Source organism: Methylomonas sp. ZR1 (assembly GCF_013141865.1).
Lineage (GTDB): Bacteria > Pseudomonadota > Gammaproteobacteria > Methylococcales > Methylomonadaceae > Methylomonas.
Window position 1 is genome coordinate 2,745,815 of the sequence record NZ_RCST01000001.1, and the last position, 25,354, is coordinate 2,771,168.

The window sequence follows — 25,354 nt, forward strand, 5'->3', positions numbered from 1 at the left end:
TGCGGTTGATCGTCTTAATTTCAAGCCTGCTCATCGATTTTTGCGCTATCGGCAGGTTTGTCCTCGGCTTTCGCCACCACCACCATGGCAGGGCGCAATAAACGGCCGTTCAATACATAGCCTTTTTGGAAGACGTTTAACACGGTATTGGGTTGGGCGGTTGCACTTGGCTGCATGACCATCGCCTGGTGCAATTCCGGATTGAATGCTTGACCGATGGGGTCGACAGTTTCGATATTAAACTTGGCAAATACCGACTCGAATTGCTTGATGGTCAATTCACTGCCTTCGCGTAGTTTCACTATCTCCGGGCTATCGCCGGTTGCCGCTTGCAGGCCTAATTCCAAACTATCCAGAACACTCAGCAATTCTTTCGCAAATTTGGCCAGACCGTATTTGCGTTCGTCGTCCAAGTCTTTTTGCACGCGCTTTTTTAAATTTTCCATCTCGGCCATCGTGCGGATGGCTTTATCCAGGTTGGCAGCAGCCTGTTGCTGAGCTTGCTCCAATTGTTCCTGTAAGGCTTCCACAGTGACTGGGGCGGCGCCAGATGCTTCGGTTGGCTGTTCGTCGGCGTCGATTGGCTTGGTCTGTTCCAAAACTTCGGCGATCAAATCGCTATCCGATTGGGGTTCGTGGCTCGATTGCTGATGACTCATTACTTACTCCATGGTTCTAAATTTTTTAGTTGGCCTAACGATAGGGCCATTTATTTGGGATTCAAGGCCGCGCCCAATAACTTTGCCGTCACATCCACGAACGGAATCACTTTTTCATACGCCATTCGGGTGGGGCCGATCACGCCCAACACCCCCACCACTTCGTCATTCACCGAATAAGGTGCCGTCACCAGGCTGCAATGATCGAATGCGCTATAGCCGGACTCTTCACCGATAAAAATCTGCACGCCTTCGGCCTGTAGACACTGATCCAATAAATGAATGACGCCGCGCTTTTGGCTAAAAGCTTCGAACAACTGTTTGAGTCGTTCCATATCCGACAACTCGGAAAAGCCCATTAGATTGGTTTCGCCGCTCAACACATAGTCGTCGTTGGGTTGTTCGCTGAAGGTCAGCTGCGCCATGTTCACCGCGTCCATCATGCCTTGATTGACCTGCCGCTGATCGAGCTCCATCTCCCGCACCACCAAATCGCGAATTTTCGCCAAGCTGCGGCCGGAATAAACCGAATTCAAATAGTTGGCAGCCTGTTGTAATTCCGCAGGACTGAATTGCTTGTGGGTATGAATGATTTTATTGTGCACTTCCTGGTCGTCGGTGACGAAAATCACCAACACCCGGGTATTGGACATAGGCAGGAATTCGATGTGCCGCAAGGTGACGCTTTCTCTGCGCGGCAAAGTCACCACGCCGGCCATCCGCGTTACGTCCGACAATAATTTGGAAGCCTTATTCAACACGTCACTGGCTTTATCCGCCTCCCCTTTCAGGCCATGTTGCAGTTGGTCCAATTCGCTGGATGCCAAAGGCTTGACGGTTAACAAACTGTCGACAAATAAACGATAGCCACTCACGGTTGGGACTCGGCCGGCGGACGTGTGCGGGGAATGGATCAAACCCATCTCTTCCAGATCCGCCATCACATTGCGAATGCTGGCCGGACTCAGCTTTAACTGCGGATCTTTAGACAACAAACGCGAACCAACAGGCTGACCGTCCTGGATATAACGCTCAACCAAGGTTTTTAATAAATATAGCGATCTTTCGTTTAAATCTTGTCCGCCAGCCACGTCATCCCCCAAATTCCGTTAGCACTCGATATTGGTGAGTGCCAGACAGCAAAGCTATCAGCTGGGTCCGGCCTTGTCAACGGCTTGAACAGGTTATGAATAAACTAAGCGCAGCCAGCACAATCAAGGGCTGGGATTGAATATCCGAAGCCCCCGTGTCGTGGAGAACGGATCGATGGGCAGTTTGTTCCGGAATTACGATTTTTGGATGTATATTCGATCTTGCCCAACAACCGGCAATAAAAAACCCTGCAAGTCTGAGACTTGCAGGGTTCTGATTCGATCTAGCGTTTGCTTATCCGGACTGTATGGCAGGAACGCAAACGGACAATAAACCGCAACCGCCAGTGGTCTCAAGCCCCCATTTGGGAGAAAGACAACACATAGTAGCTATAGTAGGCAACGACAAAAAACAACAATACATTCAATAACTTTTCTACTCTACTGTACTGTTCTTGTTGATATTTTTTACCATTTTTTATTCTCATTTTGTCCTCCTGTCGCATGAGTCATCCCAAAATTTAAAGCCGGTTAATTGATTGGCGGTAGCTGATTAACGGCTCATACTGTTGCCGATCCAGGCGCCGGCGGCGGCACCGATGCCGGCTCCCAACGGATCGCCTCTACTCATCTCGTAACCCGCCGCACTGCCTAACGCGCCACCTACCAAGCCCTGAGTGGAGCGTTGGTCGTAACTGTTGTAGCGCGGTGCGGGCGGCGGTGCCGGGACGTACTGCGTAACCCTCCCCGGTACATACACCCGCTCGACCTCGACGTACCGGTCATGGTGGTGATGTTTGTGATGACCTCGTCCATGCCCGTCAGCGATGGCTATTGGCGAAACCAACAAACTGATTACAACGACACTTGCCACTCTAAACATAAATCCCCTTGATCGAGAATAATTTATCTATGACTTGATTCTAGAGAGCAATGTTTAAGTCTTGATTAGGAAAAGATTAAGAACAGATGAAGACTACAAAGCCGGCGCTTACATTGCCAATTTTTGTGAACTGTGCACGCTAAGCGATGGCTATAAACTGCCAACAGCCATTACTCCGGATATTCGCTTTGCGAATATCCGGAGCAGATTGCGCCGGAGGCGACAGTCAATCGCATTAGAAGCTGTAAGACACTTCCCCATAAACGGTGCGGCCGGCTTGTTGATAAAAAGAGGAATATTCCCGATCCAACAGATTATTCACAGAAAACGACAGATCGATATTTTTCGTCGCTTGATAAGCAATACGGGTATCGACCAGAAAATAAGGGTCGTAACTCCCTGGGACGCCGGCCCTTTGATCCAGATTTTGGTCGTTCGTATACTGCTGGCTGACATAGCGCCCAATAATGCCGCCGCTCCACTGCTCATATTTGACATCCAAGCCGCCACTGAACATGGTCTCCGGCAACAACACCATCTGTTTGCCAACCGACAGCGGATTCGCCTCGTTCTTGGTAATTATCGAGTCGTTTAAGGTGTAGGTCCCGGTAAAATGCAGCCAGTCCCAATACAATTTCTGCCTTAATTTGGCCTCCACGCCTTCAACCTCCGCTTCACCCGCATTTTGCCGCTCCTGAAGCCGATTGGTTGCGCTTAATGTCGTATCTTTACGGTAAATCAAATCAGAAATGTAATGGTGAAAATACGAGGCGGCAATCGTTGTACCATCAATCGGTGTTGCCTCTCCGCCTACTTCCCATGAATACATGGTTTCCGGTTTCAGATTCGGCCCGGCTTGCGTCAAGGTAAAAACACTGCCGCTAGCCGTTTGCGATGTCGAATACAAATCCGAGTTGGTGGGTGGACGGAATGCCCAACCGGTTGAAGCAAACAGCTTGTAGCCATCCGCCGGCAACCAGGTCAAACTAAATTTGGGATTAAATTGCGACACGGAACGTTCGCTGTAAGTTTGCGTCAGGTTAGTGGTGGTACCCGTGGAAGTGACGGTAGCCTTTTGTACGATGGAACCGGAAGTTGACCAGTCGTCATAACGCACGCCAAGATGAGCAATCAAGTTTTTACGCAACCAAATTTCGTCCTGAATAAAGGCGGAGTAAATACTCGACTCGCCCTTGCCATCGTAAACAGTATTCGTCACTGAGAACCAATCTTGCCAATTACTCAAGGCCAAACGTTTTTGACCTTCCAAATTATTGTGGTTAGCACCAAAACCGACCGTGACAAAGTTACGTTGATCCCACAAAAACGGGAAGCGCAATGCCACGTTACCGTCAATCCGTTGGCTAGGCGTAACGGTTAACTGGCCTCTGCCGCCGCTTAAGGTATCGTCGAACGCCGCGCTGTTTGGGCTAGGCGAATAAGTCTCGTGATCCATGTATTGAAAATCGACATTCAATTTCACGTCATGCCCAAAATCATGTTTCAGGTGGGCAAAATAGCGGCGAGTGTCTTCTACTGACGGCAAAAAATGCAGAAATTGCTGCTCGTAGACATTCAGTCGCTGCCCATTTAGATTAAGGTTGTTGCTTTGCGCCAGGCCGGCCACGCTGGCGACTGAATTGACAGTGGGGTTTCCGGTAGCGATTGCAATTGGCGAGCCTCCGGCAGTGGTCAAATAACTGTTAAACGTCCCTGCGCTAGTTTCGCTGCGGCTCCAGCTCATACCGCCATCAATCTCGGTGCTATCAGTCAAATCGTAATAGAGATGCAAGGATGCGGTGTTCTGCTCCCAAGGGCGTTCCCCTTTGTCTCCTATGATGTAGGTCGAGCCACCTTGGGTGGTTGCGGTCGGAATGGCACCGAATACCGGTGTCGAGGCGTTTCTTAACGCGGTAGCCGTGTTCGCTCTGACTACCGCATTCGGTATCGCTGTAGCCGGTGGCGTAAAGCTGGCTGGCGAAGCCGTCACGTAATCCGACACCGCCCAGTTATCGCTATCCATGTGGTTGAAGGTCAGAGAAATCCCCACGCCGTTTTCGAAACGATCCCGGTAACGGCCTTTGATGCCCCATTGATCAACAGCCGCGCCACCGGCGCCAAATGACAGACGTCCTTCGCGTTTAGTGGGGACTTTGGAGATCACATTGAGTACACCGCCCATCGCGCCACTACCGTACAGCGCTGAAAAGGGTCCAGGGACATATTCCACTTGCTGAGCGTCGTCCATATTCAGGATATTCCAATCAACCAGCCCTGAATTGGCATTGTTTACCGGCAGCCCATCCACTAAAAATAAAGATCGATTCGTACCGCTGATGCCATGGAATGCAGACGAGCTAACACTGGAGCCTGGGAAGCTGGTGCCATAAGCACTACCACGCAAATACACCCCCGGCACATCCTTCAAGGCGTCACCGATACGTTGGGTCAGGCGGTTTTCGGTATTTTCGGTGGTGATGACACTGACATTGGCCGGCGCCATCGATGCACTGATTTCCGAGCGGGTGGCGGTCACCACCATCGTACCCAGCGACTCATCGTTGCTGGCCGAATTGTCGGTCTTAGCGGTTTCGGCTGGCCCCACGGCGCTTTGATCGCTATCTTCTGCCAGGATTTGATTGCTGTAAGCCAAATTGGTCAGGGCCAACAGCGTTATTACGTGTAAACGAGACAAAGTTGATTCCTCCGGTAATGCAATTTTAAAAAACGGCGCTTCATGGTCATGTTAGATTTATTTTTAATTCTTCTTACATCAAGAGCAGACCCCTACTTGAATTTCCCCCTGAGGCGCCACGCTATTATTCATATCGGGCCTATGTGAGCCCATAAACTCCCCGCAGCCATCATCCCCACGAAAGCGGGAATGATGGCTTTCGAATTTCCTGGGTTACCGCCCTCGCTGTAACAAGGACGCCAGGGTTTTTCCAGCCAAGCGCTAGGCTTTGTCCTTCCGCTGTTCCCAACTGCCGTGCCAATAACCGGCGACAAACAACAGCAAGATCGCAAAACTCAACCACCAGCTCTGCGCCGAACTCAAGGTTTGTTGCTGTTCAGTGCTTTCGCTGGCGGCTTTTTTCTCTTCCATCTCATAGCCTTCCAGAGGCTTGGCGGCATCCGGCGCGGCTTGTGCTTGAGCCTGCGGTTGCTGAGCGGCTGGCGGCTGTTGAGATTGAGTGGGCTGCGGTGGCGTTTGAGCCGCTGCGGGTGCCGGTGGTTGGGCTTGCGCACCCGGCGCGGCTGCCTTGGCGGCTTTGGCCGCATCCTGTTGCTCAGCCAGTTTGGTGATTTCCGGGCTGCTGCAAGTGTCCTTGTTGCAAGCCACGCCGGCTTTCGCAATGACTTCCTTGTTAACTTGTTCCAGCTTGGCTTTCACCGCTGGATCGGCTTTCCAATAGCCTTTGTTTACCGCCACCAGCATCCGATCCACCATAGCTTGGTAAGCCAGCAGGTTGTCGGCTTGCTCGAATTTTTTCTGGATGTCGAGCTGGTATTTGTCCTCAACGTAAGTTTCGTACATCGCCTGCCACTTCTCGGCGCCGACCGCCTCCGGCACCGTCACCTGCCAGCCCCACAGGTTTTCGGCCACCATATTGATAAAGCGTGCGCCGGCGTAACCTTCCTTCAACATCGACTCTATCCATTTCGGATTCAGGTAGCGGCTTTGCATCTCCCGCCCCTGATAACGCTCCAGACTCATGGTTTTGGCGGCGGTCGGGTCGGCCAAGTCGGCGACCAAGACTTCCGGCGTCTTGCCGTTAACCTGTCTTGCCGCCATCGCCGTACCGCCCAGATATTGGAAGAAGTCGTCGCCGTCCAGCGTGGCGTAGACATTGCTGGAGCGACTGTGAATCACCGCATCGGTATCTTTCAAAGACAATTTGAACAAGTCCACCGCCAGCGTCGCGTCCTTGCTGGCCGCCTCGCCCCAATGGCCGCGACCGTAAACGTGGTGCATGCGATTGAAGAACACGTCAGCCAGTTGCTTCTCGTCGGTCCAGGTGTTGGACAGCGGAATGGCCCGATCCAGATTGGTGCCGTAAGCACCGGACGGCACGCTGAACAAGCGGGCCGAAGCCATATCCAGCGCTTCCTCGGGCTTCAAGCCGCGTTTGACCAACTCGGCCTGGGTTTCCTGGATATGCCGGCGCAACGGATTATCCGGCTCGTCTTGTTCCTGCGCCTTGGTTTCGGCCTGGTCCAGCAATTTGATCACCGAGGCAAACAAATCCCGGTACAAGCCGGACGGAATGATAGTGACATCGACCCGAGGCCGGCCCAGTTTGTCGCGAGCAATCACGTCCACGCCCTGGGTGCGGCCGCGCTCGTCCCAATGCGGTTTGACGCCGAGCAGATGCATGATTTCGGCTTCCATCACGCCCTCATGGCGCGAGCTTTCCACACCCCACAAATTGAACACCAGCCGTTCCGGATAATGGCCGTGCTGCTTTTTGAAATCGGCAACCACTTGCTCGGCCAAACGCGCGCCTTCGTTGTAGACTGCCTCGCTGGGAATCCGCGACGGATCGAAACCGTACAAATCCTTGCCGGTCGGCAAGGCGTCCGGGTTGCGCAACGGGTCGCCGCCACTGCCGGCCGGGATGTAGCGGCCGGCCAGCGCATTGATCAGCGCGTTCATTTCGGCGTTGGCGCTATCGGCAATCAGTTTGGCCATGGCCTGGACTTTTTGCTTTAAAGCCTCGCCTTTCAGCTTAGGATCGCGGGCGACGATGGCTTCGGCAAAACGCTGTCTAATCGCTTCATCCGGCGCCTTGCCGAAGGTATGCAAACCCATAGGCACCTTTTTCTCCCGGATTTCCTTTAGGTAATGCTCCAGTTCTTCCAACTGGTCGCCGGTTTCGGCCCTTTCCATTTTCAGGTCTTTCAACAAGCCGGCCTTACTAGCGATTTGATTGATCTCGTCTAGCCTGATCTTAGCCAGTTGCTCGCTTTTCTGGGCGGCGACGTTGTAGTCGTCCAGCAAGCCGGCCAGTTTGGCCAGCTCCGGATTCAAATCGGCCTTGTCCAGCGGCGGCGTCATGTGCGAAATGATGGTTGCCATCGCCCGGCGCTTGGCCTGCAAGGCTTCGCCGACGTCGTCCATAATGTAGGGATAAATCTGCGGTACGTCGGCCATCAAAATCTCGCCGGGATCGGCTTGAGTGAAACCGATTTCCTTGCCGGACAGCCATTCGTGGGTGGCGTGGGTGCCGAGATGAATCATCGCGTCGGCGCGGTAGCCTTTTTGCAGCCACAAATAGAACGCCACGTATTGATGGTGCGGCGGCATGGACACGTCGTGATAGAGCTTTTTGACATCCTGCTCCCAACCGCGCGACGGTTGCGGCGCCAGCAGCAAATTGCCGTATTGCAGCGCCGGCAAAATCAAAAAGCGTTGGCCCTTGCTGTCGGTCCAGGCGCCGATTTTGCTGTCCTCCGGCTTGCCCCAGGCTTTCAGCATCGCCGCTTTAAAGGTTTCCGGCAAGGCATCGAACCATTTTTGATAATCGGCAATCGGCAACAATACCGCCCGGCCGCTGGCGGCGGCTTCGGCAATCGCGCCCGGTTCCCAATTGCCCAGGTTGATGCCGTGGTTCTTGACGGCGGCTTTCAATGCTGCGCCGTCGGTCGGCGCGTCGCCCAACTGGTAGCCTTCTTGACGCATGCGCTGCATGATGTTCAACAGCGATTCCGGCAGCACGTTTAAATACGAGGCGCCGATATTTTCCTTGCCGGGCGGGTAGTTGTAATACAGCAGCGCGACTTTCTTATCGGCGTTGGCGGTATGGCGCAACTTGGCCCACTTATCCAGGCGGTCGGCGTAGCGGGCGATGCGTTCCGGGATTGGCACTTCGCGGACGAAATCCTGGCCGGTGGCTTTGTCATGCACGCTTTCCTTGCTGGCCACCACGGTAGGGGCAATTTCGCCGGCGAATTCCGGCAATGCGACTTGCCAGGCCCGTTCCATCACATCCAGACCGGTGGAGGACTCGGTCCATTGCGCGTGGCTTTGGCTGTTCAAGGCAATGCCGTTTAGCACAGGTACGCCTAAGCGGGTCAAGGTCGGCACGGTCTTGTCCGGGCTGGCACCGATTTTCAAGGCCAGCGCAGCGATGGCCTCGACGCGGGATTTGCCGTTACCGTCGACCAGCATTTTTTCCAGTGTCTTGTCGTAGGGGTAGCCGAATACTGGCAGCACGTTATAACCCTTGGCCTCCAGCTGCTCGGCCAAGGTTTTGACCGTATCGGTTTGCCCGGACAGTGCCGAGGAACGGTAAAACAAAATCGCGATCCAGGGCTGGCCAGCTTTATGACCGGCATAAGCCTTTTGGTAGCTGTCGAAATCGGCGAACAATTGCTTGCTGCGCACGTCGAAAGCGCCGATTTCCGGCTGGGCTTGCGGCGGTGCAATGTCGGCCTGAACGTTTTTGAATTTGGCCAAGGCCAGCCGGATCATGTTGGCGGCATTGTCGGCGCCGCCAGCCGACATATAGGCTTGCAGGTCTTTATCCAGTTGCAGGCCGTAATCGGCGAAATCGGCGTCGTAACTCAAACCCACCGCGTACAGCTTGCCGCCATGCGCGGCGATCTGTTTAAACACCTCGCCGCCCTCGCGCAGAATGCCGCGGCCGGTGATTTGCGCCAGCACCAGATTGGATTGTTGCAATTCGGCCTGATCGGCTTGCGCCAATTTGGAGCTGGAATACACCCGCAACTTGACGCCTTGCAACAGCGGATCATTTTGCAGTTTAGCGGTGGCGGCGACGGCGGTTTGCGAGTCCAGATCGCCGAGAATCAGGCTAAGGTTGAGCGGCGTTTCGGCGAAAGCGCTGCTTGCGGCCAGCCATAGCAACAGAGCCGGCAGCCAAGCCCAGCATTTATTCCGGTACATAAACCACCTTACCGTCGTTCAAGCGATAAGCAGTACCTAATCGTTCGCCGGAACCGCTAAGTTTGCGGTCGGTGACTTTGGACACCTTGATTTGCGAGCCCTTCTTACTGACGATTTCCATGGTGCCGTCGGCATTTTCCTTGGTCATCGTCACGGTTGATTCCGGATTCATCAAATCCAACATGTTGTAGGCCATGAACAAGGCCACCATCATGCTGACGATGAACACCACGCTGGCGTCGAACAGATTGGCGACGCCGGCAATCGGATCTTCCAGCGGCTCGCTGTTACGATGCAGACTAGAGCGTCTCAGATAGCGCATGGCCGTCCTCCTCGATTGTCAAATCCGGCGCGTCCAGAGTCCGGCTGGCAGCCAGCTCGGCTTGGTGGCGCATCGCCGCAAAATCGGCACGCAGCCATTGCTCGCGAACCAAAGCCACCAGATAAGTAATTACACCGCAGCCCAAGCCGGTCACGGTAGCGGTAAAGGCGGTGACCATGCTGCCGGCCATGCTGGGAATATTGCCTTGCGCCAGCGCGGCCAGCGAAATCCCCATCGGGATCAAAGTACCCATCAAGCCCAGCGCCGGGCCAAGTTTGATCACGAAACGCACCTGATCGAGCTTGATCAATTGCCGATGCTCATGGGTTTGCAGCAGCAACTCCAACTCCACGTCCAGCGGCGCGGCATTGGCGCGTTGCTGACGCCCCAGCGCGACGGCCAGATCGAGATTAAATAGGCGCACGGCACGCGATCCAGCCTGGCGCCGCTCCAGCCATTCCTGAGCTAATCGTCCACAGGTATAGACCGAGTACGCTGCCAGCAAGGTGACGATAAGCAATACCGGCAGATACAGCGATGACGAGATCATGTACAGAATTTGTTCTAGCGTATGGGTGAGTTCCACGGCCTTCCTCCTATATAAATATTGTTGTTGTTTTATTAAAAAATCTTTGTAGCTCAATCTCTTATCTGAAAGCCCATCACCGCTTTACCCAAACGACAGGCAATAGCAATCCGTGGCTCTTATGAACCGTTTTTTTGATAAGGATTGAATCAGGCCAGCGGGAGCCGGCCTTGTGCCAGTTATTGCGGGTTAGCCTCCCGCCTTGGGCTTTCTTTACAGCATGGTTCTCTCCACCAACCAGAATGCGCCCATCAAACTGACCGCAATCGAACCGGCTTTCAAAAACTTCTCGGCCGTCTCTATCTTATTATTTAGCCACCAGATCATCGGCAACACGATAGCCGCGACGGCGATTTGCCCGGTTTCTATGCCCAAGTTGAACGACAATAAAGGCAACAAAATCCCGGTATCGCCGGAAGAAATATCCATTTCCTGCAACACCCCGGCGAACCCAAAGCCGTGAATCAAACCGAAGCCGAAGGTCAGCCAATGCCGTCCCTTGGGATGATCGCCGCGGATGATGTTTTCCACACCCACGTAAATAATCGTCGCGGCAATGAACGGCTCGACGAAACTGCTCGGCAGTTCAATCAGATTAAGCCCGGCGCAAGCCAGCGTGATGGAATGGGCGACGGTAAAGAACGTGATGATTTTCAAGGCCGGCCAAAAGCTGTGAGTGACCGCCAACAGTGCGAACAAAAACAGCAAATGATCGTAACCGGTGAGGATGTGCTCGATGCCCAGTTTAAAAAAATCGCCAAACGCCGCAAACGGAGCTTGGGGGGACTCCGCATCCGCGGCGTTGGCGATTGGTAAACTGATTTGATCGTCGTGTTTGCCCAGCATTTTTTCGCTGAGCGCTTTGCCGTTGGCGTCCCTGACCGTCAAATACTGCTGATGGCCGTCGGGCAGCAAAGCCAAAAACTTCGACTGCACCAGCAAAGTGGTTTGCACCGGCCCCGCATAGTGCAGTTCCACCCGCGCATTATTTTGATCGTCAAAGCTGACCTGACCTGGTTCGCTGGGCAGAGCATCATGGCTATCGATATTCACGCGCAGTTGCTCGGCCAATAGTTTGGCAATAGCCGGCTTGGCCGCTTCGCGCTCGGCTTCGGTCACCTCCGCGTCCAAATCGGCATCCATCGGCGCAAAGGCTTCGATGTCTTGTAAGGCGAAGGTCACCTTGGCATCGAGTTGCGCGGGTTTAATTGTCACATCCAAGGAGCTCAAGCCCGGTGGATGCGCGTAAACCCCGGCTGTTTGGCACATCAACAGCCCTACCATAAGCCCTCTTACCACGTTCAAAGTGAAAGATTTCATCAGGCTGTCCTAAAAATTGACCGTGATGGTGCCGCGCACCATGCGTGGCTCGACCGGATGTTTCATCAGGCCAGACCCAGAAACACCGTTCGGATAGTTATATTCGTAGTTGTAGGCAATGTCGTTGCTTTGCGAACCGAGAATATTGAAAATGTCGATCTCGAGTTTGTATTGCTTTTGTTTATAACCCGCCCCCAAATTGACGATGTTGGTATCGCCGGCCCAAACCTCGCCGGATTCATCCAGCGGCACGCTGCCGAAATGCCGAAAACGCAAGGTACCGAACAGGCCGTTGGGTGCTTCGATCAGAGCGCCGGCACTAATTACTCGACCCACGGAATTGGGGATGTACTTATTGGTCGCACCATCCGGGGCTTTGTTGAATTGCGCCGTGGTCAACGCATAGTCGGCGTCCAGCGTCAGCCATTCGGTGGGTTTGTAGTAATTGGTAAACTCGATACCGTAGCGTTGCGATTTACCATTCACTTCGGTCGTTCCGGCATCACCGACGAACACCAGTTCTTCGCTGGATTGCAGCCACCACAAGGCAAAGGTGCTGTTCAAGCCGGGGATGATATTGGTGCGGGCGCCCACTTCGCCGCCGCGCGACCAGGCCGCCGGGCGGATGCGCGGACTGACCGCGTTGCCATCGGGGTCAAACTCGGTGCCGGTGACCGGATGCACTTGCAGCGTGGTGCCGCGCGCGTCGTTGGAGTGATAGCCGTAACCGATGTTCGCGAAGTATTCGGTGTTGTACCAGGGGCCGACTACCAGACTCAATTTCGGGCTGATCATGGCTTTGCCGCGGCTGCCGGAGTTGGCAGCGTTGGTCTCGGCCGTGCCGCTGCCACTGGCCAGAACCTCGACGTCATTATTAATGAAATCGCCGCGCAAACCGGCGATGGTGCGGACTTTATCGTGCCAGTGGGTGGTGTTTTTGAAATAGGTGCCGACTGTGGTCACGCCGACATTACTCTTGCTGACGGTATTGACGATCTGCCGGGCTGTGGTTTCGTATAAACCTAAGTCCATGATCTGGTCGTTACGAAATTGCAGACCAATGCTGTTGTCCATTTCAAACCCGAACAGCTTGTTATAGCGGGTGTGTTCGAAATGGCCGCCGGTTTGCACTCGGCGCTCGGTTTGCAGAATCTGGTCGCCGCCGGGACCGCGGGTGAAGCCGCTGAAATTGGAAAACAAACTCAAATCGGTGTAGACCGCGTAGATATTCGCGTCGTTTTTCCAGTTGCCGCCCTGGTTCCAGAAGCTGGCCGAGGCGCTATAACGGTTGCTCTCGCCGCCGTCGGTCGGGTCCATGCTGCCGTACAGGCCGATGGCGCCGCTATCGATTGAGGCTTGCGGAATCTGGTTGGTGGCGGTCCAGCTATTGGTGTAAGCCTTGCCGTTAATCGCCATGCCCCAGTCGCCGCGATCCAGCGTGTAGCGCAACTGGCCGTTGAATTTTTTCGAATCTTCCGGCACTTCCCAGACGCCGTTGTAGAGATTGAATTCGCCGGCATACAGCAAATCGCCGTCGCCGAGTTTATTGGAGTTGGCTACCAGCGTTCGGTAGTAATCAAACGAACCGGCGGTGAATTTGGTGATGCCTTTGTCCAGCCTGTCCATACTGAACATTTTGGCGTAACCAGCCGCCGAGAAGTCCCCGACTTCCGCGTAATACGGACCCTTGCCGTATTCGACTTTTTTCACCAGCTCCGGAATGATGCTGTTGATGTCCATATAACCTTGGCCGTGGGCGTGGGTAGTCATGTTCATCGGGATACCGTCGACATAAGTCGTAAAATCGGTACCGTGGTCCAGGTTAAAGCCGCGCAGAAAGTATTGGTTGGCCTTGCCGGAGCCGCTATGCTGGGTGGCGATGGCGCCGGGCACCACTTCGACCAATTCGCCGTTACGCGAGAACGGCCGGTATTCGAATTGCTTCTGGCTGACTTCGCCTTGCGAGGCCGACGGTGCAATACCGATCAGATTCTTACCGCGGCCGTCTTCTTCCACTTGCACCGCTTCCAGTTCTTCGGACTTTTCCGTCTTTTTAGCGGTTTTGGCTTTCTTTGCGCTCTGTCGCGAGGTTTCTTGCGCAGTTAGTTCGACAGATTCCGCGTCGGCATTAGGTGCGGCGTTCAGATCCGCACAGGCCAGACCTAAAATAATTTCCAGGCCGATGACCAGGTGCTTCTTTTTGAAATAGGTATTGCAGGATTTCATCTCAGCTCCGGGAGGTATTTAGTAAAGTCGATGGGTGACGCGGAGCGCCGGCATGGTGTTGCATAAGGTCTTCCTCGATTTGCGTTATTGTTTTAGTTGTTATTGTTTTGGGGGTATTGCCTGGACCGAAATCGGTCGAATTTTCTAAACCGCGCGCTATGAGCCGTTGAACGCCGACAGCGCGAGAATGAAACGGGAGGGATAAGCTTGCCGCGCAAAGCGCTGGCTTGGGGAGCAAAAACTGCTTGCTGGAAACCGCAGCCGCTAAAGCGTCCGGCTGTAATTCGTTAAATGATTGGGTAGTAAAATCGCCGGGAAGAGTGCTGGCGAAAGTCGGTTGAAGACGGGGCGCTTCAACAGTGGAAACCGGGGACTTGCGAAGAGTGAAAGAGGTGCTTACAACAAAGACATTCGGATAGGCTGGCGGCGATGTGCGACCGACGCCACTGCTGCACAATTGCGTACCCGGAGTATGATTGATGTCCGGAAACAATTGCCTGAAGTGTAAGTTGCCCAGTGCTGCCAGACCATCGAAATCGACGATAGCCTTGAATAGCACCGACAGATTCTGCAAATAAGCGCTCAATGAAGCACTGAGCCCAAGGGTTTGACCGTCCGTAGCGCAAGCCTTTGTCGCCGAATATCCGGCCGGTCTGCCCAATGCCTGACTGCCTGAAACCGCATCATCCAGCCCCATCGCAGCTACTTGCCGCTCAAAAACAGACCGCTCGGCCAACGCTCCGGTATTGAATAAGTCCGTCCAGTTGCTCAACGCTGTTGAACTGGTGTTCTGGCTTAGCGTTGTAATGTTGCCGGTGTCGCTGACCATGGCGTCAGCGGCTCTGGTCATCGCCGCTTGCGAGAATAACAAAGTCAGCAAGCAGGTAACGGTCAACACCACCAGCTTAGCGACCAGTATCCCGGCGCCGTGCAGCAACAGCGTCGCCAGCATAAAGCCCAGCGTGTAAGACAACAAACTAGCCGACGTGGATATTTCCTGGCCATGGGCAAAGCCGTGGAAAAACGCGAAAAAGGCGACGATAAAGACGTTGAGCTTGGCGCTGAAACGAATCTTGCGGGTAATCAGCACGGCAAACACCGCGCAGGACAATAGGATGATGCCTTCGACGCTGGGAATCGTCAGCCCGGCCGCGCCGGCCAATCCGCCCAAACTCATCACGCCGACGAAGGCCAACGGCAACATCCAGATCGCTTGGCCGCGTAATTGCGCGGCCCAGATCCCCACCGCCAACATGGTCAGCAGGTGATCCCAGCCCCCCAAGGGATGACTGAAACCATTGTTCCAACCGATATTGTCCAAACCGCCAAAAATATTGAGCAACGGAAATAACAACCCAAACGCCAAAGCCAGGCACGACGCGAGCCATAAACGGCTGCGGGCTGACTTTGTTAGCTTGGTTTGAAACTGAAATTGCATGAGATTTATCTGGGTTTATCGGTCTTAAAGCTCGATCTATGCGCCATGTGGGACAAAACGTAAAACCATCATACGATAGAAGTCACATTTTTTAAAATTATGAAGATTTAACAAAATATCTTATTATCTTCGCCAATAAACTGCTTGTGCCGCTAACTCGGGCCTTCAAGTACGCGGATGAAAGTGGCTGTGAGCATGATCGTGGTGACCATGCTGGTGATGCGACATTGCCATTTTCACCGGCACCAAGTTTAGCGATGCGTGGCGCACCCCGGTTTCGGCGGACATTTTGTCTGCCAGCGACCGAATTCGTTGAGTCATGCCGCGCAGGAACAAGGTTTCCATGCAGTCGTCGTGATCGAGATGAACATGCATGGACGACACGACCAGGTCGTGGGCGTCGTGTTGCAGGCTGGTTAGGCGTTCGGCTAAATTACGTTCGTGATGATTGTAGACATAGGAGAGCGTGGCGATGCTGTAGATGGCCTCATCCTTGCTGAGACGCTTGGTTTCGATTTCCTTGCGCAATAAATCGCGTACGGCTTCGGAACGATTGGAGTAGCCGCGCGCCGCAATCCATTGATCGAATTCGGCGGCCAAATCGTCGTTGAGAGAGATGGTAAAACGTTCCAAAGTCGGCTCCTGTCGTTATTGTTATGGGATCGTCGATTATAACGCAAAGCCCTGATTCGCTGGCGTTTACACCGATATAGATACCCGCCGCACTGCCGGCGCGATTAAAACAACAAGAGGCATTTTTCATGTCCGCGGGACATTACATACACGACAACTTCAGCAAACTCGTCATTCGCAGCCAAGTCGGTATTGCCTTAACACTGCTGTTGATATTAACGGCTTCCGACTTTTGGTATCCGAGCGACTATAGCCTGAAGGCCGGCGTGCATGGCGTGAGCGCTATCCTCGCTGTCGTGGTCGGCACCTATCTTACCCATCGTGCCATTCCGTTGATAAAAGGCATGCACGTCAGACTTGAATCGTTGCGCCTCTGGCTGCTGGCCGCCACCCTGCTAAATCTGGCCGGCGCGATTAGCGGGAACTGGATCTATATGCGCTACCGCGGTCAAGACGGCCCGCGCGACTGGATACTGGCTCATGTGCCGGCAATTCATAACGTGCTGATGGAATTCAAGGAATTCGTCTCGCTGTTCCCGTTTCCGCTGATGCTATTGGCAACCGCGACACTGTACTACTACGGCCTATCGATCCAAATGCGCCGCGACCTGACCCGCTTCGTCGGCATCACAATCCTGGTGTCATGGAGTTTTCTGATGATCGGCTTCGTGGTTGGCTTGGTACTGGCCAAACTGCGCTTTGTTTGACGGGGACCCGCGTGATACATAATCAAAACCAAACCGATTCCAATAACGAGCCCCTCTATTCCGGGCCGGTGGTAGCGGCCAGCATGGCCCTATTACTGGCATTTTTGACCTTGATGGTCAGCCACCATATTTCGCGATTGTCGCCCGGCCTGGACAAGTTAGTGCATAGCTTCGGCTACTGGATTCCGGGGTCGCAAGGCAAAGGCCCGGACGGCAGCATAGGCTCGTATACGGGCAAGGAAACCCTGGCTATCGGCGTCTGGTTATTAAGTTGGCTGGCATTTCATTTGCTCTGGCGCAAACAGGATTTGGATCTGACGACTTGGACCCGGGTTTTCGTCATTAGTCTAGCGGCGATAACCTTGGGCTTCTTTCACCCCTTATCCGATCCGCTGGTACTGTTCATCGCCGGCTTCTTCGGCCTGCCCTAAGGAAACTCCATGCGTAAGCTTTTAAATCCATTCATCCCGGTGTTGCTGGCATTGGCCAGCCCAATTAGCCTTGCCGAAGGCGTGCTGTTAAAGTCCGACCCCAAAAATAACGCCGAAGTGACCGGTTTCGACGGCACGGTGAAATTCTGGTTCAGTGGTAACGTCGGCGAGCGTTCACCTTCGGTCGTGGTTGTCGATGCCCAAGGCAAGCGGGTCGACAACGGCGATGCCCGCCTAGTCCTCGGCGAACGTCATCGGCTAACCGCCACCACCCAAACATTGCCGCCCGGCGCTTACGCCACCCGCTACCGGGTGATTACCGAAGACGGGCTAATCGTCAGCGGGGTTTCCAAATTTTCCATCGTCGCCGAATCGGCGCCCGGGGAGGCCAAACCATGATTCGTATCAGCCGACTTTCCGCTGCTTTATTGTTGTTCGCGACCGGCTTGCAACTGGCTATGGCATCGGTGCCTCTGGGTGGCAACCGCAAAGGCGCCAACGGCAGCTACGATCTTTACGGTTGCATGCTGACCAATGACTATTACGTGGTCAATTTTGCCGCCTACCAGATCGATCCTAATCGTGCCAAGGACGACAAATCCGTACCTCAGGCCGAATGCGTCGATCTGCCGCGTGTCGGCAAAACTCAGATTGCGATCGATTTGCTGGATCTGGATGTACGCAAGAAGCCGGTGGCATTGAAAATATTACGCGAAGACGGTCAATCCATCGCCGAATTACCGATGGCCGTGGTTAAGCAAGGCGTATTGACGACGACAGTGGATTTTAAAACGCCGGGTAAATACCAAGCAGTGTTGTTCGTAGAGGACAACGACTTGCATACGCCACCGGAGATCAGCGCGCTTCACATGCCTCTGACCGTTGGTTTGCTTGTCGAACCAACGGCCGCTAGCGGCAATAGCCTATGGATTGTGGTGGGATTGCTGGGCGGATTGATAGCGCTGGCGGCCTACTTCGTACCGCGCTGGCTAAAGCCCAATCCAGCTCATACACCGCGTTAACCCCGATTTCGTCGCTCCGACCACAACGGGCCTGCCTGCCGTAACCACATGCTACGGGCCGAACGAAAAGATACCGGCGCGCCGCGCATGTCGCGACCGTCGGTAGTCAATAGCCTGCTTTCACTCTGTCTTGCAAAGGAACCCCCTATGACACCGATCCGATTTAAATCGACCATACTGGCCGCTTGCGTGTTATCGCTAACCGCCTGTGCCTCCCATCACCATCACGATGAACAGCACGCCGACGCCGGTTTCGTACCAGGCCTGGGTGAAATCATGGCGCAAACCGCCACTCGCCACACCAAATTATGGTTTGCCGGTCAGGCCGAAAACTGGGCACTGGCGGCCTATGAAATCGACGAACTGCACGAAGGGATGGAAGATGCCGGTAAGTACCACCCCACGCATAAGCAGATCAAACAAGCGATTCCGGAATTGATCGCCCAATATGTCGACCAGCCACTCACAGCGCTGGAACAAGCGATAAGCGCCAAAAACAAAGCTGAGTTTATTGCAAATTACGATAAGCTCACCGCTGGTTGCAACGCCTGCCACCAAGCCACCGAATTTGGCTTTAACGTGGTTCAACGCCCCAGTTTCAACCCCTTTGCCAACCAGGCTTTCTAACCAACAGTAAAAGCCAACTTCTGCCGTCGCCGGAGTTGGCACATTCGAATAACAGTGGGAGGTATCGGCGTTTTTTGACGTTCATTTTCTTGCCTATCCCCGTGTAAAACGACCCGTTATTTCTTCATCGCGCTATTTCTTCCGGCCGCTTAAATTGCCCACGCCGACCCAGTCGGCAGCGACTTCCGGTATTTTTCTTCCGCGCAAAAAAAAGGGCAGCCCAAGCTGCCCAAACTGCATACATGAAATATTTGTGTTGTCAAAATGCCATTACTGGAATTTTGTCAGACCGGCAAAGCCTTCTCTGGCTTCTTTAAGTTCTTGTTCTGCAGCAGCAAAATCGGACTTTTTAGCCGATTCTCTGGCTTTTTTCAATTTCAAAACCACTTTGTCGCGTTCGAATTCGAATTTATAGTTGGCGCTAAGTTCGCTGGCGCTTTGCGACGCTTCCTTGATCAACGTGGCTATTTTTGTCGAATCAGCGGACGGAATCGCATCCAAAGCGGCTTGCATATGAGCATCCACTTCTTTCAACACCTCTGGCACGGTTTTATGGGCTTCTTTTGCATACGTTGCACCGGAAAAGCCCAGAATCGAAACCAGCAGAGTTAATGCGATAAAAATTTTCTTTAATGTCATGTGTTTCCTCTTAGTTAAAATGAAATGTAACGGGTAAAGCAAATTGTCCTGATCTGAGATTAAACTCTACTGAGCGGGCGACTCCTTTGGTTGAAATTATTTTCGAGTGCTTGGCGTGGCTATTTATTGAGGCATCCGGCCAGCCAGCTTAGCCAGTGACATCAAGATACCCAGATTTACGACAACGCCGATTGCCAATAGACTTGAAGTCGCCAAAGCGAAGCCGGCCGTATAGCCCAGCGCTTCAACATCCAGCCAAATATCCAAAGCGTGCACATAACCGTGAAACACCGCGACGCCCGTAACCAGCAGTAACGAAAAAACCCAGTGCAATTTGCGTCCCGACGCCAACAGCAAACCCAAAATCAGCACGCTCGCATACATCAGCGTTTCAGCGTGGGCAATCTCCAACGGGATCAGGGTCAAACCGCCGCCCAGCAAAAGCATGGACAGGAACAACAGCGCCAGCCATAAAACCGATTTGCCGCTAACTGTTCGGCATATCCACATACCCACCGCCAACATCGTCAGAATATGATCCGAACTGGAAAAAGGGTGGAATAAGCCGCTGAGGAAACCGATAGTATCGCCGGTCCAATGGAACGGGTGCGCCTGCGCAGCTGGCATGATCGCCAGCATCAAAACGGGAAACTTTCGAATTAGTTTCTGATTCATGCTTCTGTCTCCGATGGCGGCAAGTCTGGGAAGAATTTCCATAACAGCCGCCATCGTAGCAGAAATAGGATAAATTAAAAATAATTCATAACAATTTCTTGTACAAAGCTCTTCGTTTTAAAACTCGTACTTAAACCCTGCCTGCACCAGACGCGGCATGCCGGACTGGATACCGCGCACCCGGTCGGTGATGTAGGTGTTGTCCAGCATGTTTTTCAGCGAAACGAACAGCGTTAAGTCCTTGCGCACCTTGTACGAGCTGGCGAAGTTGACCACCACGTAGTCGTTGATTTTGCCGTAGCTACCGCCCAAAGCCGCGCTGCTGGTGGGGCCGTTGGGGTGATCGGCGCCGCTGTCCAGATTCAGAAAATCGGCGTATTGCTCGCTGACGAAGGCTGCTTCCAAGTGGGCATCGAAACCGGTCGGATGCGAGTAGCCCAAGGTCGCGGTCAACAGGCTTTCCGGTGCGTAGGGTGCGCGCTTGCCCGGCGCGGAACCGAACACATTGCCGCCGGGGCAACTCGCCGGATAGGCGCCGCTGGACAACGGCACACAGCGGAAGGCTTCGGTGGTCTCGGCGGTCGGCAGCCACATGTAGGCAATCTGCGCATACGGGTTATGGGTCCAGTCGAACACATCGCCGAAATCGGCCCGCGCCATCAGTTCGATACCTTCATACAAGGCCTTGCCTTGCGCCACCGGCACCGTGCCGCCGCCGACCGTGCCCAGTACGGTTAACGAATCGAAGTCGTTGTGGAAATAGGTCAACTCGGTCTTGACGCCGCGCACCGGCCGGGCCCTGATGCCGAACTCGGTGTTCCAACTGATCTCCGCGCCGACTTCCGCCGAGCCGCCGGTATCGTTGTAAACCGCGTCCTCCACTCGGGGTGGTGCGAAGCCACGGTGAATGCCGAAAAACAGCTCGGCGCTATCGATGGGCGCATACGTCATCGCGAACGACGGCAGGATTTCGGTCAGACTGCTTTGGCCTTGCGTGCCGTTCAGTAGATTCTTGCGCTCATAGCTGACCGATTCGACGCGCACGCCCGGCGTGAAGGTCCAATCGTTCCAGATGAATTTGTTCTGCACAAAGCCGGAATAGGCGTCGGCAAAGCGTTGGTTATTCTCGGTCAGTTGGCCGTAACTGCCGCCGTTGGGGTTACTGGCGTCGCGTGCGTCCGCGGTACTGCCGCGAATCATGCGCCGATACTGATTCTCGAAATGCGCCCGAAAACCCGCATCCAATTGGCTTTCGATGCCGAACAGATCGTGCTTGGCGTGCAAGGTCGGTGCCACGCCCCAGGTTTCGTAGTTACGCAAGCGGCCGGAGTTGTAATTACACAAATCCATATCGACCGGAATGCCGTTCTCGCGGTCTTGCACATAAGTCGAAATACCGCGAGAGACGCACTGGTTCTCGGTCGGAAACTCGTTTTGCTGTCGCCACCAGTTGCGTTCGTACGCCGACCAGTAAAAACTGGTTTCCAGCGTCACGTCGTTATTAAAGCTGTGCTCGTAGGTGGCCGAGGTTGACCAGCGGTCGTTGGTAAAATTGGCGTTCTTGTCCGGATTGTAACGCGCGCCCAGTTTGCGGTATTCGGCATCGGTCAAACCAAAGGCCGCGCCTTGTTCGTCCTGGTGGTAAAAGTCGCCGCGTAGGGTCAAGCGGTTGCGGGCATCGAAGTCGATGATGCTTTTCAGGTTGGCGTCGTCCACCACGGCGAAGGTATTGTCGCGGTTTTCCATGCCTTCCTTGTGGATGTAATCGACCACGCCGCCGACGGCATCCAGACCCTGAACTTTCTTAGCCATGCCGCCGTAGCGGGCGTGGCCGTTCAGATAATCGCGGTTGCCGCCGGTAAAACTGACGAAACCGCCGGGCGTGGTCGGCACCTTGGGCGTCAAATAATTGATCGCGCCGTTGATGGTTTGCGGGCCGAATTGAGTCAAATCGGCGCCCTTGTAAATCTCGATGCCGTCGTAGCGTTCGATCGGCGGATGGTAGTAAATATCGTTGTCGCCGTAGGGCGCGAAGTTGAACGGGATGCCGTCTTCCAGAAACAACACCTTGGTGGAACGGAACGGGTTCTGGCCGCGAAAGGCGATATTCGGCCGCAGGCCAAAGCCTTCCTCGTCGCGCACGTAGACGCCGGGCGCCTTGCGCAAGGCCTCGTTGACCGTGAACACCTGGTCACGTTCCAAAGTATCTTTGCTGATCACCGCCGTGGAGCCGGAAAAGGTCGCGGCTTTCTCGACGCTTTCTTCGACTTCGACGCTAGTCAGCGTGTCGACGGCATGCTCGGCTGAAGGCGAATGGGCCTCGGGTTCGGCCGCCGCCACGCTCCCGGCCATCACACCCGCTAGCAAAGCCGGCAATAATCCATGTTGTTTGGGCATATGATTCACTTCGGATTGAATATTGATTAACAACGCATCCAAGCCCCGGCAGGCCGAAACTGAATACCGGGGCGCAATGTAACCAAGCCAACTGAATCGAAACTGAAAATCCCGGCGCTTTGAATCCGGTTTTAGCGATGCAACGGCAAACTCACCGTTACCAAAAAGCCGCCCAGAACCTTACTGCGGCCAAAATATATTGCGCCATGGTAGGTGTTGACGATGTCCGACACGATACCAAGACCCAGGCCATGGCCTTGCACCGACTCATCCAGGCGCCGGCCGCGTTGAGTCAGGTAGGCCAGATCTTCGTTTTGGCAACCGGGGCCGTCGTCGGCGACCCGAATTACCACCCCGCCTTCCAGCGCCAATTCGACATCAATCCGCTGCTTCGCCCATTTGCAGGCGTTATCCAGCAGGTTGCCGAGGACTTCCATCAAGTCTTCCCGGTCGAAATGCAGCAGTTGTTTGGGTGCGGTGACTTGAATATCCAGCGACTTGTCGGCGTAAATGGCGCGCAGAGTCTTTTTCAGGGCGATGATTTCGCTATGCGGGTTGAAAGCCGGCGCCGCCTGCTGGTCGCCGGCGATCCGCGCCCGTTTTAACTCGCGTTCTACGCAATGGCGGATGGCCTGGCTTTGCTCATCCAGGCGCGACCGCAAGTCAGGCCGGCCATCGAAATGCGGGTCTTCGCCGGTTCTTAGTAATAGCGCCATCGGCGATTTCAGCGCATGCGCCAGATTGCCCATCGCGGTGCGCGATTGTTGCAAGCGGCGCACCACCAATTCCAGCAAATGGTTGATTTCCTCGACCAGCGGTTGGACTTCGGCCGGCACCTCGCTGCCGATATGTTGCCTGCCGCCGCCGGCGACCTGCTCCAGTTCGGCGCGCACCGTGGCCAGCGGACGTAGCGCGCGCTGGATGTCCCAGCGCAGCAGGCCGATGGCGCTGAACAATATCAGCAGGGTCAAACCCAAATAAGCCACGCGAATGGCGGTGATGTCGTGGTCGACTGCCGATAGGTCTTCGGCCACGCTGATGTTGATCCGATGCCCGAAACGAACCGCGCCCAAGGTCAATACCAACAGCGGCGTTTGCTCGGGTCCGGCCGCATGGTAAAGCATCGACTGCTCAGGCCCGACGGCCTCGACCGCCAGCGGAAAATCCAGCAAAGACGGCGACGGGTAGGCCTGGGTATCGATCTTGATCTGGTAGTAGTGGCCGGACAAACGGCGGTTGTAGACCGAACTGATATGGAAACTATTGAAAGTGACTTGGTCGGCGTCGCTGTAGGCCAGAGATTCCAGCAGTGAGTAACCGTCGTCGGCCAGGCGGTTGGCCATCTGTTTTTCGGCGGCGCTGCGGATAATCCAGTCGGCGGCCAGCCAATGCAGGATGAAAATCGCCCCCAACACCGCGATCAGGCCACGGCCCAGGCGCTTGCGCAACGACATCATGGCTTTAGGCCGAACAGATAGCCTTGGCCGCGCCGGGTGTGGATCAAATCGTTGCCGACGATCTTGCGCAGACGTTTGACGTAAACTTCCAGCACGTTGCTGTCGGGTTCGGCCGATTCGCTGTAGACATGTTCGCCCAGTTGTCCCTTGCTCAACACCTTGCCGGCATTCAGCATGAAATAGCGCAACAGCCTGAATTCGATGGCAGTCAGCGACTGGGCCTCGCCACCGGCTACTGTGGCGGTTTGCTCGTCTTCGTCCAATTCGACACCAAACACCGTTAATTTGGACTGGTTGAAATGATGCACCCGCTTCAACACCGCCTGCAAACGGGCCAGCAATTCTTGAGGGTGGAAGGGTTTGCAGACATAGTCATCGGCACCGGCCTTAAAGCCGTCGACTTTTTCGTGCCAGGCATCGCGGGCGGTCAGGACGATAACCGGCATGTGGTTGCCGGCATCGCGCCAGCATTTCAGCACCTCCAGACCGGCCAGTTTGGGCAAGCCCAGGTCGAGAATCGCGGCATCGTAAGGTTCGGTGGCACCCAGGAACTCGCCCTGCGCACCGTCACTTGCGGTATCGACGACGTAGCCGGCACCGCGCAAATCGGCCGCCAGCGGCAAAGCGAAGGCTGGATCGTCCTCGATTAGTAGTAAACGCATAAATGCGTGAGTTACATCGCGTGCATTTTGTAGTCGACGCGGGGATAACCTTTTTTGTCGCGCGGATCGGCACTTTCCTCGGTTTCTTGAGCGTTGCGCTGTTGCGAAGACTTGGCAATCATCTGCTCCCAATTCTCGTAACGGGCATATTCCTTATCGCCGGCCGCTTTACGCTTCGTGAAATTGTCTTTCCCCAAGTCGATCAACTCTTTCGAAGTCTTACCGTCGATGAGTTGCAAGAACTCATCGTTATTCTTGATTTGCTCGCGCAATAACCAATAGGAAACCTCAAACGGCATACGTTCTGCTTCCGGCAAATGTTCTTTGATGTAAAAAACCGACTTCTGCGCAGTCTGTAAACTCCGGGCATTGATCTGATTCGCCTTGCTGCAAGCACCCATCAAGCATGCAAGCGATGCAATTAACACAATAGCCAAAACTCTCACATTTCCTCCTAATGACTACGCTGTAGCCCGTTCCCGTTATCACGGATAAAAATAAAGGACTCACTTTCGGACAAACCTAATCGGCCGCGAATTGTAGCATCATTAAGATAATTATTTTTTTAGTCTTACATCGAATGGAAATAGCGGGGTTAAGGCGGTGTTTCTGTCGAAACTGCCCAGTCGGGTTTTACGGGATTGCCAACGACAAGCCCGCAGGATAGGC

The 25,354-nt window shown here is 54.3% G+C and carries 23 protein-coding genes; 5 read left to right on the top strand and 18 right to left on the bottom strand.

What is annotated here, in order from left to right; all coding sequences use genetic code 11:
* Positions 1–20 precede the first annotated feature (20 nt).
* The 12 genes from grpE to nikR all read right to left on the bottom strand — a co-directional run bounded on the left by grpE (position 21) and on the right by nikR (position 16,068).
* Positions 21–659, bottom strand: a complete 639-nt coding sequence (gene grpE / locus DDY07_RS12330) for a nucleotide exchange factor GrpE (RefSeq protein WP_171696122.1) — start codon at positions 657–659, stop codon at positions 21–23.
* A 50-nt stretch (positions 660–709) separates the two neighbouring features.
* Positions 710–1,750, bottom strand: a complete 1,041-nt coding sequence (hrcA, locus tag DDY07_RS12335; protein WP_033155579.1) for a heat-inducible transcriptional repressor HrcA — start codon at positions 1,748–1,750, stop codon at positions 710–712.
* Positions 1,751–2,103: 353 nt separating this feature from the next.
* Positions 2,104–2,238 (bottom strand): hypothetical protein, encoded by a 135-nt coding sequence (locus DDY07_RS24305; RefSeq protein WP_256438894.1) that lies wholly within the window; start codon positions 2,236–2,238, stop codon positions 2,104–2,106.
* Between the two features lie 65 nt (positions 2,239–2,303).
* Entirely contained in the window at positions 2,304–2,633 is a 330-nt protein-coding gene (locus DDY07_RS12340; RefSeq protein WP_171696123.1) for a glycine zipper 2TM domain-containing protein, read from the bottom strand.
* A 235-nt stretch (positions 2,634–2,868) separates the two neighbouring features.
* On the bottom strand, positions 2,869–5,328 hold the full coding sequence (locus tag DDY07_RS12345) for a TonB-dependent receptor (protein ID WP_171696124.1): 2,460 nt from the start codon (positions 5,326–5,328) through the stop codon (positions 2,869–2,871).
* 261 nt (positions 5,329–5,589) lie between these two features.
* Entirely contained in the window at positions 5,590–9,543 is a 3,954-nt protein-coding gene (locus DDY07_RS12350; RefSeq protein WP_171696125.1) for a cobaltochelatase subunit CobN, read from the bottom strand.
* A complete protein-coding gene (locus DDY07_RS12355) occupies positions 9,530–9,865 on the bottom strand; it encodes a DUF2149 domain-containing protein (protein WP_026147208.1) in 336 nt (111 codons plus the stop codon). Before DDY07_RS12355 ends, DDY07_RS12350 begins: the two co-directional genes overlap by 14 nt.
* Positions 9,843–10,451: a MotA/TolQ/ExbB proton channel family protein gene (locus DDY07_RS12360; protein WP_367650873.1), complete on the bottom strand. Its 609-nt coding sequence runs from the start codon at positions 10,449–10,451 to the stop codon at positions 9,843–9,845. Before DDY07_RS12360 ends, DDY07_RS12355 begins: the two co-directional genes overlap by 23 nt.
* 213 nt (positions 10,452–10,664) lie before the next feature.
* Positions 10,665–11,771: a HupE/UreJ family protein gene (locus tag DDY07_RS12365; protein WP_171696126.1), complete on the bottom strand. Its 1,107-nt coding sequence runs from the start codon at positions 11,769–11,771 to the stop codon at positions 10,665–10,667.
* 9 nt (positions 11,772–11,780) lie between these two features.
* On the bottom strand, positions 11,781–13,997 hold the full coding sequence (locus tag DDY07_RS12370) for a TonB-dependent receptor (protein ID WP_171696127.1): 2,217 nt from the start codon (positions 13,995–13,997) through the stop codon (positions 11,781–11,783).
* A gap of 1 nt (position 13,998) precedes the next feature.
* Positions 13,999–15,435, bottom strand: a complete 1,437-nt coding sequence (locus DDY07_RS12375; RefSeq protein WP_171696128.1) for a HupE/UreJ family protein — start codon at positions 15,433–15,435, stop codon at positions 13,999–14,001.
* Between the two features lie 165 nt (positions 15,436–15,600).
* Positions 15,601–16,068: a nickel-responsive transcriptional regulator NikR gene (gene nikR / locus DDY07_RS12380; protein ID WP_171696129.1), complete on the bottom strand. Its 468-nt coding sequence runs from the start codon at positions 16,066–16,068 to the stop codon at positions 15,601–15,603.
* Between the two features lie 128 nt (positions 16,069–16,196).
* On the opposite strand from nikR, the gene DDY07_RS12385 reads away from it, so the two are divergent.
* The 5 genes from DDY07_RS12385 (at position 16,197) to DDY07_RS12405 (ending at position 18,855) form a co-directional block, all read left to right on the top strand.
* Complete coding sequence (locus DDY07_RS12385; protein WP_171696130.1) at positions 16,197–16,775, top strand: hypothetical protein; 579 nt, start codon at positions 16,197–16,199, stop codon at positions 16,773–16,775.
* An 11-nt stretch (positions 16,776–16,786) separates the two neighbouring features.
* The gene (locus tag DDY07_RS12390; protein WP_171696131.1) at positions 16,787–17,206 is read left to right on the top strand and encodes a hypothetical protein; all 420 of its coding nucleotides are present in this window, start codon (positions 16,787–16,789) and stop codon (positions 17,204–17,206) included.
* A gap of 9 nt (positions 17,207–17,215) precedes the next feature.
* Entirely contained in the window at positions 17,216–17,605 is a 390-nt protein-coding gene (locus DDY07_RS12395) for a copper resistance protein CopC (protein ID WP_171696132.1), read from the top strand.
* The gene (locus DDY07_RS12400) at positions 17,602–18,228 is read left to right on the top strand and encodes a hypothetical protein (RefSeq protein WP_171696133.1); all 627 of its coding nucleotides are present in this window, start codon (positions 17,602–17,604) and stop codon (positions 18,226–18,228) included. Before DDY07_RS12395 ends, DDY07_RS12400 begins: the two co-directional genes overlap by 4 nt.
* A 147-nt stretch (positions 18,229–18,375) precedes the next feature.
* Entirely contained in the window at positions 18,376–18,855 is a 480-nt protein-coding gene (locus DDY07_RS12405; protein ID WP_171696134.1) for a hypothetical protein, read from the top strand.
* Between the two features lie 270 nt (positions 18,856–19,125).
* Here the strand turns inward: DDY07_RS12405 and DDY07_RS12410 are convergent, their stop codons facing one another.
* From DDY07_RS12410 to DDY07_RS12435, 6 genes are all read right to left on the bottom strand, one after another.
* The gene (locus tag DDY07_RS12410; protein ID WP_171696135.1) at positions 19,126–19,494 is read right to left on the bottom strand and encodes a hypothetical protein; all 369 of its coding nucleotides are present in this window, start codon (positions 19,492–19,494) and stop codon (positions 19,126–19,128) included.
* 123 nt (positions 19,495–19,617) lie between these two features.
* A complete protein-coding gene (locus DDY07_RS12415; protein WP_171696136.1) occupies positions 19,618–20,169 on the bottom strand; it encodes a HupE/UreJ family protein in 552 nt (183 codons plus the stop codon).
* Positions 20,170–20,286: 117 nt separating this feature from the next.
* Positions 20,287–22,566 (bottom strand): TonB-dependent receptor, encoded by a 2,280-nt coding sequence (locus DDY07_RS12420; protein ID WP_171696137.1) that lies wholly within the window; start codon positions 22,564–22,566, stop codon positions 20,287–20,289.
* A 131-nt stretch (positions 22,567–22,697) separates the two neighbouring features.
* Complete coding sequence (locus DDY07_RS12425; RefSeq protein ID WP_171696138.1) at positions 22,698–24,023, bottom strand: sensor histidine kinase; 1,326 nt, start codon at positions 24,021–24,023, stop codon at positions 22,698–22,700.
* Positions 24,020–24,685, bottom strand: a complete 666-nt coding sequence (locus DDY07_RS12430; RefSeq protein WP_171696139.1) for a response regulator transcription factor — start codon at positions 24,683–24,685, stop codon at positions 24,020–24,022. The genes DDY07_RS12425 and DDY07_RS12430 overlap by 4 nt, the downstream gene beginning before the upstream one ends.
* Positions 24,686–24,696: 11 nt before the next feature.
* Positions 24,697–25,131, bottom strand: a complete 435-nt coding sequence (locus tag DDY07_RS12435) for a hypothetical protein (RefSeq protein ID WP_367650874.1) — start codon at positions 25,129–25,131, stop codon at positions 24,697–24,699.
* Between the last annotated feature and the right edge of the window lie 223 nt (positions 25,132–25,354).

Coding starts and splice junctions, on each gene's coding strand:
- grpE (WP_171696122.1), bottom strand. CDS start 659: ATGAGTCATCAGCAATCGAGCCACGAACCCCAATCGGATAGCGATTTG.
- DDY07_RS24305 (WP_256438894.1), bottom strand. CDS start 2,238: ATGAGAATAAAAAATGGTAAAAAATATCAACAAGAACAGTACAGTAGA.
- DDY07_RS12340 (WP_171696123.1), bottom strand. CDS start 2,633: ATGTTTAGAGTGGCAAGTGTCGTTGTAATCAGTTTGTTGGTTTCGCCA.
- DDY07_RS12350 (WP_171696125.1), bottom strand. CDS start 9,543: ATGTACCGGAATAAATGCTGGGCTTGGCTGCCGGCTCTGTTGCTATGG.
- DDY07_RS12355 (WP_026147208.1), bottom strand. CDS start 9,865: ATGCGCTATCTGAGACGCTCTAGTCTGCATCGTAACAGCGAGCCGCTG.
- DDY07_RS12365 (WP_171696126.1), bottom strand. CDS start 11,771: ATGAAATCTTTCACTTTGAACGTGGTAAGAGGGCTTATGGTAGGGCTG.
- DDY07_RS12370 (WP_171696127.1), bottom strand. CDS start 13,997: ATGAAATCCTGCAATACCTATTTCAAAAAGAAGCACCTGGTCATCGGC.
- DDY07_RS12375 (WP_171696128.1), bottom strand. CDS start 15,435: ATGCAATTTCAGTTTCAAACCAAGCTAACAAAGTCAGCCCGCAGCCGT.
- DDY07_RS12385 (WP_171696130.1), top strand. CDS start 16,197: ATGTCCGCGGGACATTACATACACGACAACTTCAGCAAACTCGTCATT.
- DDY07_RS12395 (WP_171696132.1), top strand. CDS start 17,216: ATGCGTAAGCTTTTAAATCCATTCATCCCGGTGTTGCTGGCATTGGCC.
- DDY07_RS12400 (WP_171696133.1), top strand. CDS start 17,602: ATGATTCGTATCAGCCGACTTTCCGCTGCTTTATTGTTGTTCGCGACC.
- DDY07_RS12405 (WP_171696134.1), top strand. CDS start 18,376: ATGACACCGATCCGATTTAAATCGACCATACTGGCCGCTTGCGTGTTA.
- DDY07_RS12410 (WP_171696135.1), bottom strand. CDS start 19,494: ATGACATTAAAGAAAATTTTTATCGCATTAACTCTGCTGGTTTCGATT.
- DDY07_RS12415 (WP_171696136.1), bottom strand. CDS start 20,169: ATGAATCAGAAACTAATTCGAAAGTTTCCCGTTTTGATGCTGGCGATC.
- DDY07_RS12420 (WP_171696137.1), bottom strand. CDS start 22,566: ATGCCCAAACAACATGGATTATTGCCGGCTTTGCTAGCGGGTGTGATG.
- DDY07_RS12425 (WP_171696138.1), bottom strand. CDS start 24,023: ATGATGTCGTTGCGCAAGCGCCTGGGCCGTGGCCTGATCGCGGTGTTG.
- DDY07_RS12430 (WP_171696139.1), bottom strand. CDS start 24,685: ATGCGTTTACTACTAATCGAGGACGATCCAGCCTTCGCTTTGCCGCTG.